This is a genomic window from Bradyrhizobium sp. MOS001, assembly GCF_004634465.1.
GTDB classification, from domain to species: domain Bacteria; phylum Pseudomonadota; class Alphaproteobacteria; order Rhizobiales; family Xanthobacteraceae; genus Bradyrhizobium; species Bradyrhizobium barranii.
Map to the genome: position 1 here is coordinate 41,012 of NZ_SPVJ01000024.1, position 16,208 is coordinate 57,219.

A 16,208-nucleotide genomic window follows, 5' to 3' on the forward strand; every position below is an offset into this window, starting at 1 on the left:
TCACTTCATATTCGCGATCGCGTGCAGCGCCGCGACGTAGCCGAACGGGCCCAGCCCGCAGATCACACCGGTGGCCACGAACGAGATCTTGGAGTGGCGGTGATATTCGTCGCGGGCGTGGATGTTGGAGATGTGGACCTCCAGCACCGGGCCTTCGAAGGTCTTGATCGCGTCCATGATCGAGACCGAGGTGAAGGAGAGGCCGGCCGGATTGATGACGATCGCATCGGCGTCCTGCCGCGCCGACTGGATCAGATCGACCAGCACGCCTTCATGGTTGGACTGGTGGAAGGCCAACTTGAGCCCGAGCTTGCCGGCCGCTTCCTCGCAGCTTGCATTGACCTCCGCGAGCGTGGTCGTGCCGTAGATGTGCGGCTCGCGGATACCGAGCATGTTGAGGTTGGGACCGTTGAGGATCATCACGCGTTTCATGGACAGGTCCTTCTGGAAGTTAGCCACCGAACCACTTGGCCGGACCGGTGACGAGAACGGGAAACAGCGTCAGCAAGGCTAGCACGACGAGCTGCGCGATCAGGAAGGGCCAGACGCCGCGGATCAGATCATCCATCGAGACGCGGGCAACGCCACAGACGACGTTGAGCACGACGCCGACCGGCGGCGTGATCAGCCCGATCGCATTGTTGATGATGAAGAGCACGCCGAAATAGACGGGGTCGATGCCGGCCTGCTTGACGATCGGCATCAGGATCGGCGTCAGGATCAGGATCGTCGGCGTCATGTCCAGCGCGGTGCCGACGATGACGACGATGATCATCAGAACGAAGGTGAGGAGGGTCTTGTTGCCCGCGAACGGTTGCACGAGCGCCACGATCTGGTCGGAGATCTCGGCAACCGTGATCAGCCAGGACGATACCAGCGCCGCGGCGACGAGGAACATCACGACAGCCGTGGTCTGCGCGGTCGAGACCAGCAGCGCCGGCAATTGTGCCGGCCTGAGCTCGCGATAGACGCCCATCGCCACCACCAGCGAGTAGACGGCGACGACGACGGCCGCTTCCGTCGGCGTGAAGATGCCGAAGCGCAGGCCGAAAATGATGATCATCGGCAGCATCAGGGCCCAGAAGCCGTCGATCAGCGCGCACCAGATCTCGGCGATGCTCTTGCGCGGCAGGCGCGCCGGGTTCTCCTTGCGCACCACCCACCACCAGGCAAAGCACAGGCCGACGCCGAGCAGCAGGCCCGGCACGATGCCGGCCAGAAACAGCTTCGAGATCGAGACATTGGCGGCGACGCCGAAAATGACGAAACCGATCGACGGAGGAATGACGGGCGCGATGATCCCGCCGGCAGCGACGAGGCCAGCCGCGCTGGCGCGATTGTGGCCAGCGGCGGCCATCATCGGCACCAGGAGCGCACCGAGCGCCGCGGCGTCCGCGACCGCCGAGCCCGACAGCGAGGCCAGGATGCATGACGTCAGGATCGCGACATAGCCGAGCCCGCCGCGGAAATGGCCGACCAGCGCGATCGCGAAGTTGAGGATGCGACGCGCCAGGCCGCCGGTGTTCATGACCTCGCCGGCGAGGATGAAGAACGGCACTGCCATCAACGGAAAGGAATCGACGCCGTTGATGACGTTCTGCGCGATGATCTGGGAATCGAACATCGCGAGATAGGTCATCAACGCGATGCCGCAGATGATCAGCGCAAACGCGATCGGCATGCCGATCGCCATGGCGCCGAGCAGCGAGAAGGTGAAGACGGCGACAGTCATGCCTGCTGCTTTCCGCTCGCGGCGCCAGGAGAATGCGGGAGCTCCTCGGACTCGCTGATGGCGATCAGATCGGCATCGGCGACCTGCCCGGTCACGAGCCGATAAAGCTCGTGCACGATGATCACGCAGGAGGAGGCGCCGAACACGATCCCGGCAGCGTAGAACAGGCCGACCGAGAGCCCCGAGGCGGGCGCCACCGTATCCCAGTTCAACACCGTCTGCTTCCAGGAGCCTTCCGTCAGCAGCACGGAGGCATAGAGCATCAGCGCGTGGCTGAGGCCGTAGCAGACCTTGCGGCCGAACGGCGACAGCACCTTGACGAGGCTGTCGACGCCGAGATGGGCATGCTCCTTCAGGCCGATGATCGCGCCCAGAAACACCATCCACACGAACAGCCAGCGCGACAGCTCTTCCGAGATCGCAATCCCGGAATTGAAGCCGTAGCGCAGCACGACGTTGCCGAACACCAGCACCACCATGGCGGCAAGCAGCACCGCGATCACCGCGCGGAGCAGCCAGAAATAGGCGTTGACCACTGTCTTCATCAGGTCCGTCCTGCTGCGCGTCGGCTTACGGCTTCAGCGCGTGCACGCGGTCGAGCTCACTGTTGAACAGCTTGACGATGGCTGGGTCGTAGTCGGCCGAGAATTTTTCCGCGATCGGCTTTGTCTTCTCGCGCATGCGATCGAGCTCGGCGGGTGCGATCTCGTTGACGGCCATGCCCTTGGCCTTGAGCTCGTCGATCGCGGCAGCGGCCTGCTCGCGGCTGACCTTGCGCTGGTAGTCGCGTGCCTCGATCGCCGCGTCCTGCAAAATCTTCTGCTCGTCGGGCGAAAGCCCGTCCCAGAATTTCTTGCTGATCAGGATGATGTTGGTCGAGTAGGTATGATTGGTGACGCTGAGATACTTTTGCACCTCGAAGAACTTGTTCGACAGGATCACGGAGAACGGGTTCTCCTGGCCGTCGACGGTGCCCGTCTCCAACGCGCTATAGAGCTCCGAGAAACTCATCGGCACCGGGTTGGCGTTGAAGGCCTTGAAGGTCTCCAGATAGACCGGGTTCGGGATCACACGGATCTTGATGCCGCCGAGGTCCTCGCCCTTGGTGATGGCACGCTTGCTGTTGGTGACGTTGCGGAAGCCGAGATCCCAATAAGCGAGACCAACCAGCCCCTTCTCAGGCAGCTTTGCCAGCAGCGCTGCGCCGAGCGGACCATCGAGCAAGGCGTCGGCCTGCTGCGGCGTCGAGACGATGAAGGGGAAATCGATCAGGCCGTAATCCTTGACGATGCCGACCAGCGACGTCGTCGCCGGCGACTGCATCTCCTGGGTGCCGGCGCGCAGCGCCGATTGCTGCTGCATCTCGCTGCCCAGCTGATTGGCCGGATATTCGCGCACCCTAATCTTGCCGCCGCTCTTCGCCGCGACGATCTCGGCGAATTTCTGCACGCCTTTGCTGACGGGATGGTCGGTGTTGTTGAGGTGCCCCCAGCGGATGGTGCGCTCCTGAATGGCCTGCGCCGAGGCCGGCCCCATCGCGCCCAAGGCGACCGCGCCGATCGCCGCCACCAAAGCCAGACCTTTGAACCGAACGGGCATCGCTCCCTCCCCTGTTGATCTCGTTCTTAGGGACAGGAACGTCTTATATGACGAATTATAAATCAACCTATATTTTTGATTTTGTCTGATATTACATGAAACACTTGATAAAGTTTCGAAATTTGGCAAAACGCACGTCCAACGCGCTAGAATGAGGCATGGACACCCTTCCCGACACGACAGCCGAGACGGTGGGCGACAGCGCCTACCGCCGCATCCGCACCGACCTGATCTTCGGCAAGCTGACGCCGGGGCAGAAGCTGAAGCTCGAGCGGATGAGCGGCGCCTATGGCACCAGCATCTCGACGCTGCGCGAGACGCTGAACCGGCTGTGCTCGGAAGGTTTTGTCGTCGCCGAAGGCCAGCGCGGCTTCGAGGTCGCGCCGATCTCGGCAACCGAATTCCAGGAGATCGCGGAGCTGCGCGAGCTGCTCGAGAGCCACATGATCGAGAAGTCGTTTGCGGCCGGCGATCTCGACTGGGAGGCGCACATCGTCTCGGCGCATCACAAGCTCGCGGCGATGGAGCGGATGCTGCTGTCAGGCGAGCGGTCCGATGCGGAAAGCTGGAAACAGTGCGATTTCCAGTTTCATCGCGCGCTCGTCGCGGCCTGCGGCTCGAAGGTGCTGCTCGATGCGCATGCCGCGGTCTATGACCGCTATCTGCGCTACCAGATGATCGCCGTGGTGTTCCGCGGCGAGATGGCTGCTTCCGAGCATCGCGAGCTGAAAGAGCTGGCGCTGAAGCGCGACGCCAAGGGCGCGAACAAGGTGCTGCACACCCACATCCATGATTGCGTGGCGCATGCCTTGCGCAATTCGGATTGGTTAAAGCCGGTGGCCGCCGTCAAGGACGCGCGGAGCGAGCCGCGCAAGAAGGCCAAGGCCGGGTAGACCCGCAGCGCCGCCGATGGTGCAAAGCAACATTGCCTCTCGCGCGAACTTGATCGGGATCAAGTTTCAAATCGCACGATAGGGCATTTTGCCCAAATGCTCCCCATGCCCAAATGTGGGATAGCGCATAGACTCTAGAGCTGGAAAAGCTCTAAGAAGATGCGCCCTTTTTGGTCAGTTCCGTCTTAGGTTTTGCCGATGGATTACGCCCAGTTCTTCAATACCGCCCTCGATCGTCTCCACACGGAGCGGCGCTACCGCGTGTTCGCCGATCTCGAACGCATCGCCGGCCGGTTCCCGCATGCGCTGTGGCACTCGCCGAAGGGCAAACGCGACGTCGTGATCTGGTGCTCCAACGATTATCTCGGCATGGGCCAGCACCCGAAGGTGGTCGGCGCCATGGTCGAAACCGCGACCCGCGTCGGCACCGGCGCAGGCGGCACCCGCAACATCGCCGGCACCCATCATCCGCTGGTGCAGCTCGAGGCCGAGCTCGCCGATCTCCACGGCAAGGAAGCGTCGCTGCTGTTCACCTCGGGCTATGTCTCGAACCAGACCGGCATCGCGACCATCGCGAAGCTCATTCCGAACTGCCTGATCCTGTCGGACGAGCTCAACCACAATTCGATGATCGAGGGCATCCGCCAGTCCGCCTGCGAGCGCGTCGTGTTCCGCCACAACGACCTCGCCGACCTCGAAGAGAAGTTGAAGGCCGCAGGTCCGAACCGGCCGAAGCTGATCGCCTGCGAAAGCCTCTATTCGATGGACGGCGACGTCGCCCCGCTCGCCAAGATCTGCGATCTCGCCGAGAAATATGGCGCGATGACCTATGTCGACGAGGTCCATGCCGTCGGCATGTACGGCCCGCGCGGCGGCGGCATCGCCGAGCGTGACGGCGTCATGCATCGCATCGACATTCTCGAAGGCACGCTGGCCAAGGCGTTCGGCTGCCTCGGCGGCTACATCGCCGCCAACGGCCAGATCATCGACGCCGTGCGCTCCTACGCGCCGGGCTTCATCTTCACCACCGCGCTGCCGCCGGCGATCTGCTCGGCCGCGACCGCCGCGATCAAGCATCTGAAGACCTCGAACTGGGAGCGCGAGCGCCACCAGGACCGCGCCGCCCGCGTCAAGGCGATCCTCAATGCTGCCGGCCTGCCTGTGATGTCGAGCGACACCCATATTGTGCCACTGTTCATCGGCGATGCCGAGAAGTGCAAGCAGGCGTCCGACCTGCTGCTAGAACAGCACGGCATCTACATTCAGCCGATCAACTATCCGACGGTGGCCAAGGGCACCGAACGCCTGCGCATCACACCCTCGCCCTATCACGACGACGGCTTGATCGATCAGCTCGCCGAAGCGCTCTTGCAGGTGTGGGACCGCCTGGGTCTGCCGCTCAAGCAAAAGTCGCTGGCGGCGGAGTAGGCCTGCTTCCACCCTCCCTTGGAGGGAGACGGGGTGGGGTGACAGTCTCTCCACCTCTGACGCTGCTCGTGTGGAAAGATCACCCCACCCCGATCGCGCTTCGCGCGATCGACCCTCCCCCTCCAGGGAGGGTAAGCGGGATCCGCGTCCGCTCGCACCTTAACGACAACCCCAGTTCCCGCCCCGGTACGGCATTTCGCTGTCGCTTGCGACCGCCCAACGCGCTAGATTTGCAGGGAAAATGAGTTCGGGCGCCCCCGCGCCCAGGGAGAAGCGCGCTCGCCATGCTGCACGACTGGGGCGTGATCGCTGCCGCCTTCGGCTATATCGGCTTCCTGTTCCTGGTGGCGAGCCACGGCGACCGCCGCTCGCCGGCCGGGCGCGGCCGCGCGTCCGGGCTGATCTATCCGCTGTCGCTGGCGATCTATTGCACCTCCTGGACCTTCTTCGGCTCGGTCGGCTTCGCCACCCGCGCCTCGACCGACTTCCTCGCCATCTATGTCGGCCCGATCCTGATGATCGGGCTCGGCGCCGGCGTCCTGCGCCGCGTGATCCAGCTCGCGAAAGCGCACAACATCACCTCGATCGCCGACTTCATCGGCGCGCGCTACGGCAAGAGCCAGGCGGTGGCGGCGACGGTGGCGCTGATCGCGATCATCGGCTCGGTGCCCTACATCGCGCTCCAGCTCAAGGCGGTCGCCTCCTCGCTCGAAACGATCCTGAGCGAGGACCAGGCGTTCTCCCACATCCCGATCCTCGGCGACATGGCGCTGATGGTGACGCTGGCGATGGCCGCCTTTGCCGTGCTGTTCGGCACGCGGCAGACCGACGCCACCGAGCACCAGCACGGACTGATGCTGGCGGTCGCAACCGAATCCATCATCAAGCTGATCGCCTTCCTTGCCGCCGGCATCTTCGTCACCTTCTGGATGTTCTCGCCACACGAATTGATCGAGCGCGCGATGAGGACGCCGGAGGCGGTGCGCGCCATCAACTATTCGCCGTCGATCGGCAACTTCCTCACCATGACGCTGCTGTCGCTCTGCGCGATCATGCTGCTGCCCCGCCAGTTCCACGTCAGCGTGGTCGAAAACTCCTCGGATGCCGAGGTCAGCCGCGCGCGCTGGCTGTTCCCGTTCTATCTCGTCGCCATCAATTTGTTCGTGATCCCGATCGCGCTCGCTGGCCTCGTCACCTTTCCGTTCGGCGCGGTCGAACCGGACATGTATGTGCTGGCGCTGCCGATGGAGGGCGGCGCGGGACTTCTCAGCGTCGCCGTCTTCGTCGGGGGGCTGTCGGCGGCGACCGCGATGGTGATCGTCGAATGCGTCGCACTCTCCATCATGGTCTCGAACGACCTCGTGGTGCCCCTGGTGCTGCAGCGGCGGCCGGAGGGGCGCACCGGCGGCGCCGATTTCAGCGACTTCCTGCTGCGCTCGCGCCGGCTTGCGATCTTCGCCATCATGGTGATGGCCTATTTCTACTACCGCGCGCTCGGCAACACCCAGCTTGCGGCGATCGGCCTGCTCTCCTTTGCCGCCATCGCCCAGCTCGCGCCCAGCTTCTTCGGCGGGCTGTTGTGGCGGCGTGCCACCGCGCGCGGCGCCATCGGCGGCATGCTGGTTGGCTTCGCGGTGTGGCTCTACACGCTGTTCATCCCGAGCTTCATGGATTCCTCGACGGCGGGCATCCTGCTGCTCCAGCACGGCCCGTTCGGCATCGAGGCACTGCGGCCGCAGGCGCTGTTCGGCGCCGACCTGCCGCCGCTGATGCACGGCGTGATCTGGTCGCTGTCGCTCAACATCCTGACCTATGTGCTGCTGTCGCTGGCGCGGCGGCCATCTTCGATCGAGCTGGTGCAAGCCGATCTGTTCGTACCCAACACGCTCGCGCCGATCTCCCCGAACTTCCGCCGCTGGCGCACCACCGTTACGGTGCAGGACATCCAGACCACGGTCGCGCAATATCTCGGACCCGACCGCGCCCGGCATTCGTTCGAGGCATTTTCGGTACGGCGCAATGTTCGCCTGGAATCCGGGGCGCCCGCCGATTTCGAGCTGCTGCAGCACGCCGAGCACCTGATCGCTTCTTCGATCGGCGCGGCCTCGTCGCGGCTCGTGATGTCGCTGCTGCTGCGCAAGCGGACGGTCTCGGCGAAGGCGGCGCTGAAACTGCTCGACGATTCCCACGCCGCGCTGCATTTCAATCGCGAGATCCTCCAGACTGCGCTCAACCATGTTCGCCAGGGCATCGCCGTGTTCGACGCCGATCTGCAACTGATCTGCTCCAACCGGCAGTTCGGCGATCTCCTGAACGTGCCGCCGCATTTCATCCAGTTCGGCACGCCATTGCGTGAAATCCTGGAATTCATGGGTGTGAGCGAGCCGGACAATCCGGTCGAGCGCGAAGCCATGCTGGAGCGGCGGCTCGCGGCTTACACCACCGACGGCGAGCCTTATCTCGAGCGCCTGCCCGACCGCCACATGGTGATCGAGATTTTGACCAACCGCATGCCCGGCGGCGGCTTCGTCATCACCTTCACCGATGTCACCCCCACATTCGAGGCCGCCGAAGCGCTGGAGCGCGCCAACGCGACGCTCGAAAAGCGGGTGCGCGACCGCACCGAGGAGCTGACCCGGCTGAATTCCGAGCTGGCGCTGGCCAAGAGCGCGGCCGAGGACGCCAGCATCTCCAAGACGCGATTCCTGGCGGCAGCCAGCCACGACATCCTCCAGCCCCTGAACGCGGCGCGGCTGTATGTCACCAGCCTGGTCGAGCGCCAGCACAGCGGCGAGGAGACGCGGCTGGTCGAGAACATCGACGAATCGCTCCAGGCGATCGAGGAGATCCTCGGCGCACTGCTCGACATATCGCGGCTGGACGCCGGCGCGATGACGACCTCGATTTCGAGCTTCAAGATGGCCGATTTGATGCGCTCGCTGGAGATCGAGTTTGCGCCGATCGCGCGCGCCAAGAACCTCGAGCTCGCCTTCGTGCCCTGCTCGCTGCCGGTCGAGTCCGATCGGCTGTTGCTGCGGCGCCTGCTCCAGAACCTGATCTCCAACGCGATCAAATACACCCCGCGCGGACGCGTGCTGGTCGGCTGCCGCCGCCAGGGCCCTTCGCTGAAAATCTGCGTCTACGACACCGGCGTCGGCATCCCGCCGGTCAAGCGCGGCGAGATCTTCAAGGAATTCCACCGCCTCGAACAGGGCGCGCGGATCGCCCGCGGCCTTGGACTCGGCCTCTCGATCGTCGAGCGTCTTGCACGCGTGCTCAAGCACGGCATCGCCATCGACGGCAACAAGAGCGGCGGCTCGGTCTTCTCCGTGACGGTGCCGACAGCCAAGGCGATCACCCACACCGCTGCCGTCACCAGCGCGACGCCGCTGGCGCGTAGGCCGATCTCGGGCGCCCTCATCGTCTGCATCGAGAACGACGCGGCGATCCTCGACGGCATGCGCACGCTGCTCAAGGCCTGGGACGCCGAGGTGATCGCGGTCGCCGACCCCGAGGGCGCGATCGCCGCGATCGAAGGCGCGGGCCGCCGCGTCACCGGCCTGCTGGTCGATTATCACCTCGACCGCGGCAACGGCATTGCCGCCATCCGCGAGATCCGCCGCCGCTTCGGCGACGGCATCCCTGCGATCCTGATCACTGCCGACCGCAGCCCCGCGGTGCAGGTCGCCGCGCGCGAGGAAAATGTCGCGGTGCTCAACAAGCCGGTGAAGCCGGCTTCGCTCCGCGCCCTGCTGGGACAGTGGCGCACGCAGCAGATGGTGGCGGCGGAGTAAGACGCGGTCAGTAGTCGGTCGAGACGCTGAGCGCGCGCCACTTCTCGAGCTCGTCGAGGCGTTGCCGGTCCGTCGCCGCGATGGCGTTCACGGCGTCGCTGCCGAACGCGATCCGCAGCGGTGGGCTGTCCATGTCGACGAGCTTCAGCACAAGTGCGGCGGCCTTCGCCGGATCGCCAGGCTGGCGGCCATCATAATCGCGCTGCATCCTGACGGCCGCGCCAACGACGGCATCGTACTCCGCCCGCCCTTCGCCGGTCGCATGCGCTGACTGCGCAAAGCCGGTACGGAAGCCGCCGGGTTCGACGATCGTCACGTGCACGCCGATCAACGCCATCTCGCGCGCCAGCGATTCCGAAAAGCCCTCGATGCCCCATTTTGCGGCTGAATAGGCCGCGCGTGCGGGGGCTCCGATCCGTCCGCCGACGGACGAGAACTGCACGATATGCCCGCGGCGCTGCCGGCGCAGCACGGGGATCGCCGCCTTGGTGACGATGATGGTGCCGAGCAGATTGACCTCGATCTGCTGACGGAACGAGGCCAGGCTCGTATCCTCGACCGATCCGAGATCGCCATAGCCGGCATTGTTCACGACCACATCGACGCCGCCGAACGCCTCCACGGCGAGGCCGATGGCCACTTGCGCGGCCGCCTCGTCAGTCACGTCGAGCGTTGCGAGCCGCAGTCTTTCCCCAAAGCGTTCCCGCATCGATTCGAGCGGACCGAGATTCCGGGCAGTGGCAACCACCCGGTGGCCCGCCGCAAGCGCGGCTTCCGTGATGGCGCGTCCGAGCCCGCGTGAGCTGCCGCTGATGAACCAGATCTTTGACACGGTGGGCTCCTGACCGCTCAGGGCGCAAGCCGGGTGAAGACGTAGTCGTGGCTCTTGGCGCGGGCGTCGTGGCAGGTGAAGCAGGTGCGGTGCTGGGCCTCGTCGACCGGCTTGCCATTGATGAAGCGGCCGAATCCCCAGCCGCCGGTGGACGCATATTTCCTGGAATCCTTGACCATCACCTGCACCGTGGTGGCCGCGCCGGGGATCGTCGCGGATGCGAATTCCGGTGACTGTTTCCGCTTCCACGCGCGCTTGACCAGAATGGTGCCATCGGGGAACGGAAGCTTGCCGGCCTGATAAGCGTCGATTGCCGTCTGGTTGCCGACAACGGCGCGAAGCTCGTCGAGTGGCGCCGCCTCCTCGGCGGGCGCGATCAGCTCCCACTGCTTGTAACCCGCAGGAATCGTGACGCCGAAGATCGGCGATGCGTCTGCCGTGTTGCCTTGTGCCGGCCCCTCGGCGAGAGCGATCGAGACCAAGTAGGGCACGCAAGTCAGGAGAACGACGAGAAGGAGCGCGGCAAGCGTGAGAGCCGTCGCATAAGAGCGCTTTTTCATTTCAGGTTCGATGGACGTCATGACGTTCCTTCATGCTGGGAGCGCGGCATAGCCTCGGTCCAGCCGCGCTGGACCGAGGCATCGAATGAACGCTCAGGCGCCGTCGGCGTCGATGACGGCCTTGGCGAAGGCTTGCGGCGCTTCCTGCGGCAGATTGTGGCCGATGCCGCCGGTGATCAGGCGGAAGTCGTACCGGCCTGAGAACCTCTTGGCATAGGCGCTGGGGTCGGGATGCGGCGCACCGTTGGCGTCGCCCTCCATCGTGATCGTCGGGACGCTGATCACCGGAGCTGCGGCGAGCTTCTTTTCGAGCTCCTCGTATTTCGCTTCGCCCTGGGCGAGCCCGAGCCGCCAGCGGTAATTGTGGATCGTGATGGCGACATGATCCTTGTTGTCCAGCGCCGCAGCGCTCCGGCTAAAGGTCGCGTCGTCGAACTTCCATTGCGGCGAGGCGAGCTTCCAGATCAGTTTTGCGAAATCATGCGTGTACTTCTCGTATCCGGCTCGGCCGCGCTCGGTCGCGAAATAGAACTGGTACCACCATTGCAGCTCGGCCGACGGCGGCAGCGGCGCGTTGCCTGCGGCCTGGCTGGAGATCAGATAGCCGCTGACCGACACCAGCGCACGGCAGCGATCCGGCCACAACGCAGCGATGATATCGGCGGTGCGCGCGCCCCAGTCGAACCCGGCGATAACAGCCTTCTTGATGTCGAGCTTGTCCATCAGCGCGATGATGTCGACGGCCATGGCGGCGGGCTCGCCGTTGCGCGGCGTCTCGCTGGAAAGGAAATGCGTCGAGCCGTAGCCGCGCAGGTACGGGATGATCACGCGATAGCCGGCCTTTGCCAGGATCGGCGCGACATCGACGAACGCGTGAATGTCGTAAGGCCAGCCGTGCAACAGGATCGCCACGGGACCGTTCGAGGGACCTGCCTCCGCATAACCGACATTGAGGGCGCCGGCGTCGATCTGCTTGATCGGACCGAACGACGCATTCGATGCGGACGACTTCGGCGCGTCCGTTTCGGCACGGGCGAGGTCGATGACACCGAGACCGACGGCGACGGTTCCCGCGGCGACGCCGAAAAATTTGCGGCGGTGCTGGTCGATGATCTGTTTCATGGTGGTGCTACCTTGTTGATAGTTGGTGATGTCCGTCAGATCAGCGCGACCGTGACGTCGATATTGCCGCGGACGGCCTTGGAATAAGGGCAGGTCTGGTGCGCCTCATCGACGATGCCGCGCGCGATCTCGCGGTCGAGGCCCGGCAGGCTGACGTTGAGGCGCGCGCTGAGCGAATAGGCGCCCTCGTCGAGCACGAGATCGATCTCCGCATCGATCGCGCATTTCCGGGGAAGCTCGATCTTGCGCTTGCGGGCAGCGATCTCCATCGCGCCTTCGAAGCAGGCCGACCAGCCGGCCGCGAACAATTGCTCAGGATTGGTGCCGATGCCTGTGCCGCCCGGCGGCGACAGCTTGACGTCGAGGCGGCCGTCGGAGCTGCGCGATATGCCGTCGTGTCGTCCGCCGCTGGTGTGGGTGCTGGCCGTGTAGAGCAATTTTGCCGCTTGCGTCATGAAGGTCTCCTTGCCGTCGCGCAACTGACTAGCAGCGGCGGCGGCAGGACTCCCGTTTGGACTTGTGAGAAGTTGTGAGGCCCCGGCGCACAGTCCCGCCACAAGGCCTGCATCAGCGGTCTGATGCCGATGCAGGTGCGGCCTTGCCGGATTGCGATCATCTGGCTATCCGGTCCGTTTGAAAGGACAACATTTCGCCATGACCGAGTCGGCCGGCACCGCAACGGGAACCCAATCGTTCGGGCCATTCACCGTGACATCGCATGAAAGGCTCGTGATGCGCGACGGCGTCGCGCTGCCGCTCGGCGCGAAGGCCTTCGACACGCTGATCGCGCTGATGTCGCGGCCAAACGAGGTCGTCAGCAAATGGGACCTGATGGCGCTGGTGTGGCCCGGGCTGACCGTCGAAGAAGCCAATCTGCGCTTTCACGTCGCAGCCCTGCGCAAGGCGCTCGGCGACGGCAAGGACGGCGCCCGCTACATCACCACGCTCTCCGGCCGCGGCTATTGCTTCGTGGCGCCGATCTCGAACGCGGAAATCGCGGCAGAGCGGCGTCCCGCGCAGCGGACGGAATTACCACCCGTCAAGCTGCCGAACCGGCTGCAACGGATGGTCGGGCGCGACGATGCGGTCGCCGCCGTCTCCAACAAGCTCATCGGCTCGCGCTTCGTCACGATCGTCGGCCCGGGCGGCGTCGGCAAGACCGCCGTTGCGGTGGCGATCGCGCACGACCTGCTCGAGACTTTCTCCGACGCCGCGCATTTCGTCGACCTCGCCGCGCTCAGCGATCCCGATCTCGTGATCACCTCGATTCTGCTGATGCTGGGCTTGCCGGCGCAGACCGACGATCCCCTGCCTGCACTGCTCGCGCATCTCGGGGACAAGCGGATGCTGCTGATCCTGGACAATTGCGAGCACGTCATCGCCGCCGCGGCGCCGCTGGCAGCCGAAATCTTTCACGCGGCGCCCCATGTCCATATCCTCGCCACGAGCCGCGAGGCCCTGCGTGTCGAGGGCGAGCAGGTTTATCGATTGGCGCCGCTCGCCGTTCCGCCTGACAATCCCGGGCTGACCGCGGCAGCCGCGCAAACTTATCCCGCGCTTCAGCTCTTCCTCGAACGTGCCATGGCCGGCGGCGCGCAGATCGCGCTCGACGATGCCAATGCCGCGATCGTCGCCGGTATCTGCCGCAAGCTCGACGGCATGGCGCTGGCGATCGAGCTCGCCGCCGGCCGGGTCGAGGCCTACGGCCTGGAGCAGACGGCCGCACTGCTCGACGAACGCCTCAATCTGCTCTGGCAGGGCCAGCGCACCGCGCCGCCGCGACAGAAGACGTTGCAAGCGACACTGGACTGGAGCTACGGGCTCCTGTCCGACACCGAGCGCCTCGTGCTGCGCCGGCTTGCCGTCTTCGCCGGTCACTTCACCATCGACGCCGCGCTCGAAATCGTGCCGGACGAGCGCGTCGACCGCTCGCGCCTGTTCGATGCCATCGACAGCCTGGTCGCCAAGTCGATGGTCGCGCCGCGACCGGTCGGCGCCATGATGCGCTACCGTCTGCTCGACACGACGCGCGCCTATCTGCTCGATATCGAGCCGAACGAGACCGCGCTTGCCGCCCGCCACGCAACCTACTACCGGCGATGGCTGGAGCAGGCCGGCACGACATGGGCGACCGTGCCGAGCGCCGACGAACGCGCGATCCATTTCTCCGCGCTTCACAACGTGCGCGCCGCGCTGGACTGGTGCTTCGGCACGGGCGGCGATGTCGGCATCGGCATTGCGCTCGCCGCCGCGGCGGCTCCGATCTTTCTCGCCATGTCGCTGCTGATCGAATGCCGGCGCTGGTCGGAACGGGCGCTGCTTGCGATCGATCCGCCCTCGCGCGGCAGCGCCGAGGAAATGCACATCCAGGCCGCCCTCGGATTGACCTTGATGTTCACGCGTGGCGGCAGCGAGGCTGCGCGTGCCGCCCTGAGCAGGAGCCTGGCGATCGCCGAGGCGCGCGGCGACGCGACGAACCAGCTCCAGCTGCTCGGCCGCATGCACATCTTCCATGAGCGGATGGGACAGTTCGACGCCGCGCTCGGTTATGCGCAGCAGAGCCTCACGGTCGCCGAGACGCTCGGCGATGCCGCCTCCATCGCGCTCGCCCATTCGCTGCTGGGTGTCTCCTTGCATCTGGCCGGCGAGCATCGCGACGCCCTGAGCATGCTGGAGGCCGCCTGGCACGGGCCGGGCACGGAGCGGATCAGCACGGTCCACGGCTTCGATCACCGCAACCGGGCCGGCATCTCGCTCGCGCGCGAGCTTTGGTTGCAGGGCCGGCCGGCGGCTGCGCGGCAACTGGCGCGGCAGACGGTCACCGAGGCCGCGCAGATGGACCATCCGATCACGCTCTGCATCGCGCTGATCTGGGCGGTCTCGATCGATCTCTGGAGCGGGGATCTCGACGGCGCGGAAGAGAACCTCGACCGCTTCATCGCACATGCCGAAACGCGCTCGATGGGCCCTTATCTCGCGGTCGGCCGCGGCGTCAAAGGCGAGCTGGCGATCCGGCGCGGCGACGCCGCTGGCGGCGTCGAGACGATACGGGCCTGTCTGCGAGAGCTCCACGACGCCGGCTACGAGCTGCTCACCACGACCTTCAACATCGCACTCGTGCATGGCTTGTTGGCGCTCGGGCAGATCGAGCGGAGCGCGCGCCTGATCGACGACGCGATCGGCCTCGTCGAGCAAGGCGGCGACCATCTCTACATGCCCGAGCTGCTGCGCATGAAGGGCAATGTGTTGCTGTCACTGCCGGAGCCGAACCGTGGAGAGGCCGAAAACCACCTGATGCAGTCGTTGGAACTGAGCCGTCGCAACGGTGCAAAAGCCTGGGAGCTGCGGGCTGCGATCGATCTCGCCGAGTTCCTTGCTGAACGTGGCCGGTGTGAGGAAGCGAAGCGGTTGCTGCAGTCGGCGCTCGAGGGCTTTGCCGAGGGCTCCGAAACTGCGGATATCAGGGCCGCCAAAAGGCTCCTGGGGTGACACAGGTTGGCAGTGCGCGCCGGAACGACGGGCTTATCCCGTCGGGGTGCCCTGCTTCCACTGGCCGCCGGCGATCTTCGCCGCGGCAATCACCGCCTGCGTGCGGCTCTCGACGCCGAGCTTTTGCAGGATCGCCGAGACGTGCGCCTTGATGGTGGCTTCGGAGACGCCGAGCTCATAGGCGATCTGCTTGTTGAGGAGGCCCTCCGACAGCATCATCAAGACCCGGACCTGCTGCGGCGTCAGCGTCACCAGGCGGTCACGCAGGCGCGTCATGTCGGGATCGGCGGCAGCCGATAGATCGGTGTCGGTGGGAACCCAGACGTCCCCCTCCATCACCTTGAGGATCGCGTCGCGCAAGGTCTCGACGCCGAATCGCTTCGGGATGAAGCCGGAGGCGCCGAAATCGAGCGAGCGGCGAATCGTGGCGCTGTCGTCGGAGGCCGAGACGATCACCACCGGGATGGCCGGGTACTGCGCGCGCAGATAGATCAGCCCGGAAAAGCCGGAGATCCCGGGCATCGAGAGGTCGAGCAGGACCAGATCGACGTCGGATGTCTGTTCCAGCAGCTTGGTGAGATCCTCGAACGATCCCGCTTCGTCGATCCTGGCCGAGGTCAGGACGCCCGCCACCGCTTGCCGCAACGCGTCGCGGAACAGGGGATGGTCATCGGCAATGACGAGATGGGTCGAAGGAGCGCTCATCGTTCTCTTGCTGGCATTCACACCGGGCCAGTAGGCCGGCCCGGGGCCTTGGTC

General features: G+C 65.3%; 13 protein-coding genes. 4 read left to right on the forward strand and 9 right to left on the reverse strand.

Annotated features, from left to right (window positions below; translation table 11 throughout):
• The 4 genes from aroQ to CT676_RS25720 are packed head-to-tail and all read right to left on the reverse strand — an operon-like array spanning position 1 to position 3,331.
• The gene (gene aroQ, locus CT676_RS25705; RefSeq protein WP_085402603.1) at positions 1 to 432 is read right to left on the reverse strand and encodes a type II 3-dehydroquinate dehydratase; all 432 of its coding nucleotides are present in this window, start codon (positions 430 to 432) and stop codon (positions 1 to 3) included.
• A 19-nt stretch (positions 433 to 451) separates the two neighbouring features.
• Positions 452 to 1,732, reverse strand: a complete 1,281-nt coding sequence (locus CT676_RS25710; RefSeq protein ID WP_085402604.1) for a TRAP transporter large permease subunit — start codon at positions 1,730 to 1,732, stop codon at positions 452 to 454.
• Entirely contained in the window at positions 1,729 to 2,277 is a 549-nt protein-coding gene (locus CT676_RS25715; RefSeq protein WP_085402605.1) for a TRAP transporter small permease, read from the reverse strand. Before CT676_RS25715 ends, CT676_RS25710 begins: the two co-directional genes overlap by 4 nt.
• 25 nt (positions 2,278 to 2,302) lie before the next feature.
• Positions 2,303 to 3,331, reverse strand: coding sequence for a TRAP transporter substrate-binding protein (locus CT676_RS25720; RefSeq protein ID WP_085402606.1), 1,029 nt, complete (start codon positions 3,329 to 3,331; stop codon positions 2,303 to 2,305).
• A 158-nt stretch (positions 3,332 to 3,489) separates the two neighbouring features.
• On the opposite strand from CT676_RS25720, the gene CT676_RS25725 reads away from it, so the two are divergent.
• From CT676_RS25725 to CT676_RS25735, 3 genes are all read left to right on the forward strand, one after another.
• The gene (locus CT676_RS25725) at positions 3,490 to 4,224 is read left to right on the forward strand and encodes a GntR family transcriptional regulator (RefSeq protein ID WP_085402607.1); all 735 of its coding nucleotides are present in this window, start codon (positions 3,490 to 3,492) and stop codon (positions 4,222 to 4,224) included.
• A 198-nt stretch (positions 4,225 to 4,422) separates the two neighbouring features.
• Complete coding sequence (gene hemA, locus CT676_RS25730; RefSeq protein ID WP_071916882.1) at positions 4,423 to 5,652, forward strand: 5-aminolevulinate synthase; 1,230 nt, start codon at positions 4,423 to 4,425, stop codon at positions 5,650 to 5,652.
• 284 nt (positions 5,653 to 5,936) lie between these two features.
• Positions 5,937 to 9,446, forward strand: coding sequence for a PAS domain-containing hybrid sensor histidine kinase/response regulator (locus CT676_RS25735; RefSeq protein WP_085402608.1), 3,510 nt, complete (start codon positions 5,937 to 5,939; stop codon positions 9,444 to 9,446).
• Positions 9,447 to 9,453: 7 nt separating this feature from the next.
• On the opposite strand, the gene CT676_RS25740 is transcribed toward CT676_RS25735, so the two are convergent.
• The 4 genes from CT676_RS25740 to CT676_RS25755 all read right to left on the reverse strand — a co-directional run bounded on the left by CT676_RS25740 (position 9,454) and on the right by CT676_RS25755 (position 12,415).
• A complete protein-coding gene (locus CT676_RS25740; RefSeq protein ID WP_085402609.1) occupies positions 9,454 to 10,278 on the reverse strand; it encodes an SDR family NAD(P)-dependent oxidoreductase in 825 nt (274 codons plus the stop codon).
• Positions 10,279 to 10,295: 17 nt separating this feature from the next.
• The gene (locus CT676_RS25745) at positions 10,296 to 10,859 is read right to left on the reverse strand and encodes a cytochrome P460 family protein (RefSeq protein WP_085402610.1); all 564 of its coding nucleotides are present in this window, start codon (positions 10,857 to 10,859) and stop codon (positions 10,296 to 10,298) included.
• A 72-nt stretch (positions 10,860 to 10,931) separates the two neighbouring features.
• Positions 10,932 to 11,960: an alpha/beta hydrolase gene (locus CT676_RS25750; protein WP_085402611.1), complete on the reverse strand. Its 1,029-nt coding sequence runs from the start codon at positions 11,958 to 11,960 to the stop codon at positions 10,932 to 10,934.
• 35 nt (positions 11,961 to 11,995) lie between these two features.
• The gene (locus CT676_RS25755; RefSeq protein WP_063980781.1) at positions 11,996 to 12,415 is read right to left on the reverse strand and encodes an organic hydroperoxide resistance protein; all 420 of its coding nucleotides are present in this window, start codon (positions 12,413 to 12,415) and stop codon (positions 11,996 to 11,998) included.
• Between the two features lie 199 nt (positions 12,416 to 12,614).
• Here CT676_RS25755 and CT676_RS25760 point away from each other — a divergent pair, with 199 nt between their 5' ends.
• The gene (locus CT676_RS25760) at positions 12,615 to 15,449 is read left to right on the forward strand and encodes a winged helix-turn-helix domain-containing protein (RefSeq protein WP_085402612.1); all 2,835 of its coding nucleotides are present in this window, start codon (positions 12,615 to 12,617) and stop codon (positions 15,447 to 15,449) included.
• 33 nt (positions 15,450 to 15,482) lie between these two features.
• On the opposite strand, the gene CT676_RS25765 is transcribed toward CT676_RS25760, so the two are convergent.
• Positions 15,483 to 16,154, reverse strand: a complete 672-nt coding sequence (locus tag CT676_RS25765; RefSeq protein WP_071917775.1) for a response regulator transcription factor — start codon at positions 16,152 to 16,154, stop codon at positions 15,483 to 15,485.
• Positions 16,155 to 16,208: the final 54 nt, after the last annotated feature.

What these genes read in the sequence shown, in the direction of transcription:
- aroQ (WP_085402603.1), bottom strand. Translation starts at nt 432, where the DNA reads ATGAAACGCGTGATGATCCTCAACGGTCCCAACCTCAACATGCTCGGT.
- hemA (WP_071916882.1), top strand. Translation starts at nt 4,423, where the DNA reads ATGGATTACGCCCAGTTCTTCAATACCGCCCTCGATCGTCTCCACACG.
- CT676_RS25750 (WP_085402611.1), bottom strand. Translation starts at nt 11,960, where the DNA reads ATGAAACAGATCATCGACCAGCACCGCCGCAAATTTTTCGGCGTCGCC.
- CT676_RS25765 (WP_071917775.1), bottom strand. Translation starts at nt 16,154, where the DNA reads ATGAGCGCTCCTTCGACCCATCTCGTCATTGCCGATGACCATCCCCTG.
- CT676_RS25745 (WP_085402610.1), bottom strand. Translation starts at nt 10,859, where the DNA reads ATGACGTCCATCGAACCTGAAATGAAAAAGCGCTCTTATGCGACGGCT.
- CT676_RS25725 (WP_085402607.1), top strand. Translation starts at nt 3,490, where the DNA reads ATGGACACCCTTCCCGACACGACAGCCGAGACGGTGGGCGACAGCGCC.
- CT676_RS25760 (WP_085402612.1), top strand. Translation starts at nt 12,615, where the DNA reads ATGACCGAGTCGGCCGGCACCGCAACGGGAACCCAATCGTTCGGGCCA.
- CT676_RS25715 (WP_085402605.1), bottom strand. Translation starts at nt 2,277, where the DNA reads ATGAAGACAGTGGTCAACGCCTATTTCTGGCTGCTCCGCGCGGTGATC.
- CT676_RS25720 (WP_085402606.1), bottom strand. Translation starts at nt 3,331, where the DNA reads ATGCCCGTTCGGTTCAAAGGTCTGGCTTTGGTGGCGGCGATCGGCGCG.
- CT676_RS25735 (WP_085402608.1), top strand. Translation starts at nt 5,937, where the DNA reads ATGCTGCACGACTGGGGCGTGATCGCTGCCGCCTTCGGCTATATCGGC.
- CT676_RS25710 (WP_085402604.1), bottom strand. Translation starts at nt 1,732, where the DNA reads ATGACTGTCGCCGTCTTCACCTTCTCGCTGCTCGGCGCCATGGCGATC.
- CT676_RS25755 (WP_063980781.1), bottom strand. Translation starts at nt 12,415, where the DNA reads ATGACGCAAGCGGCAAAATTGCTCTACACGGCCAGCACCCACACCAGC.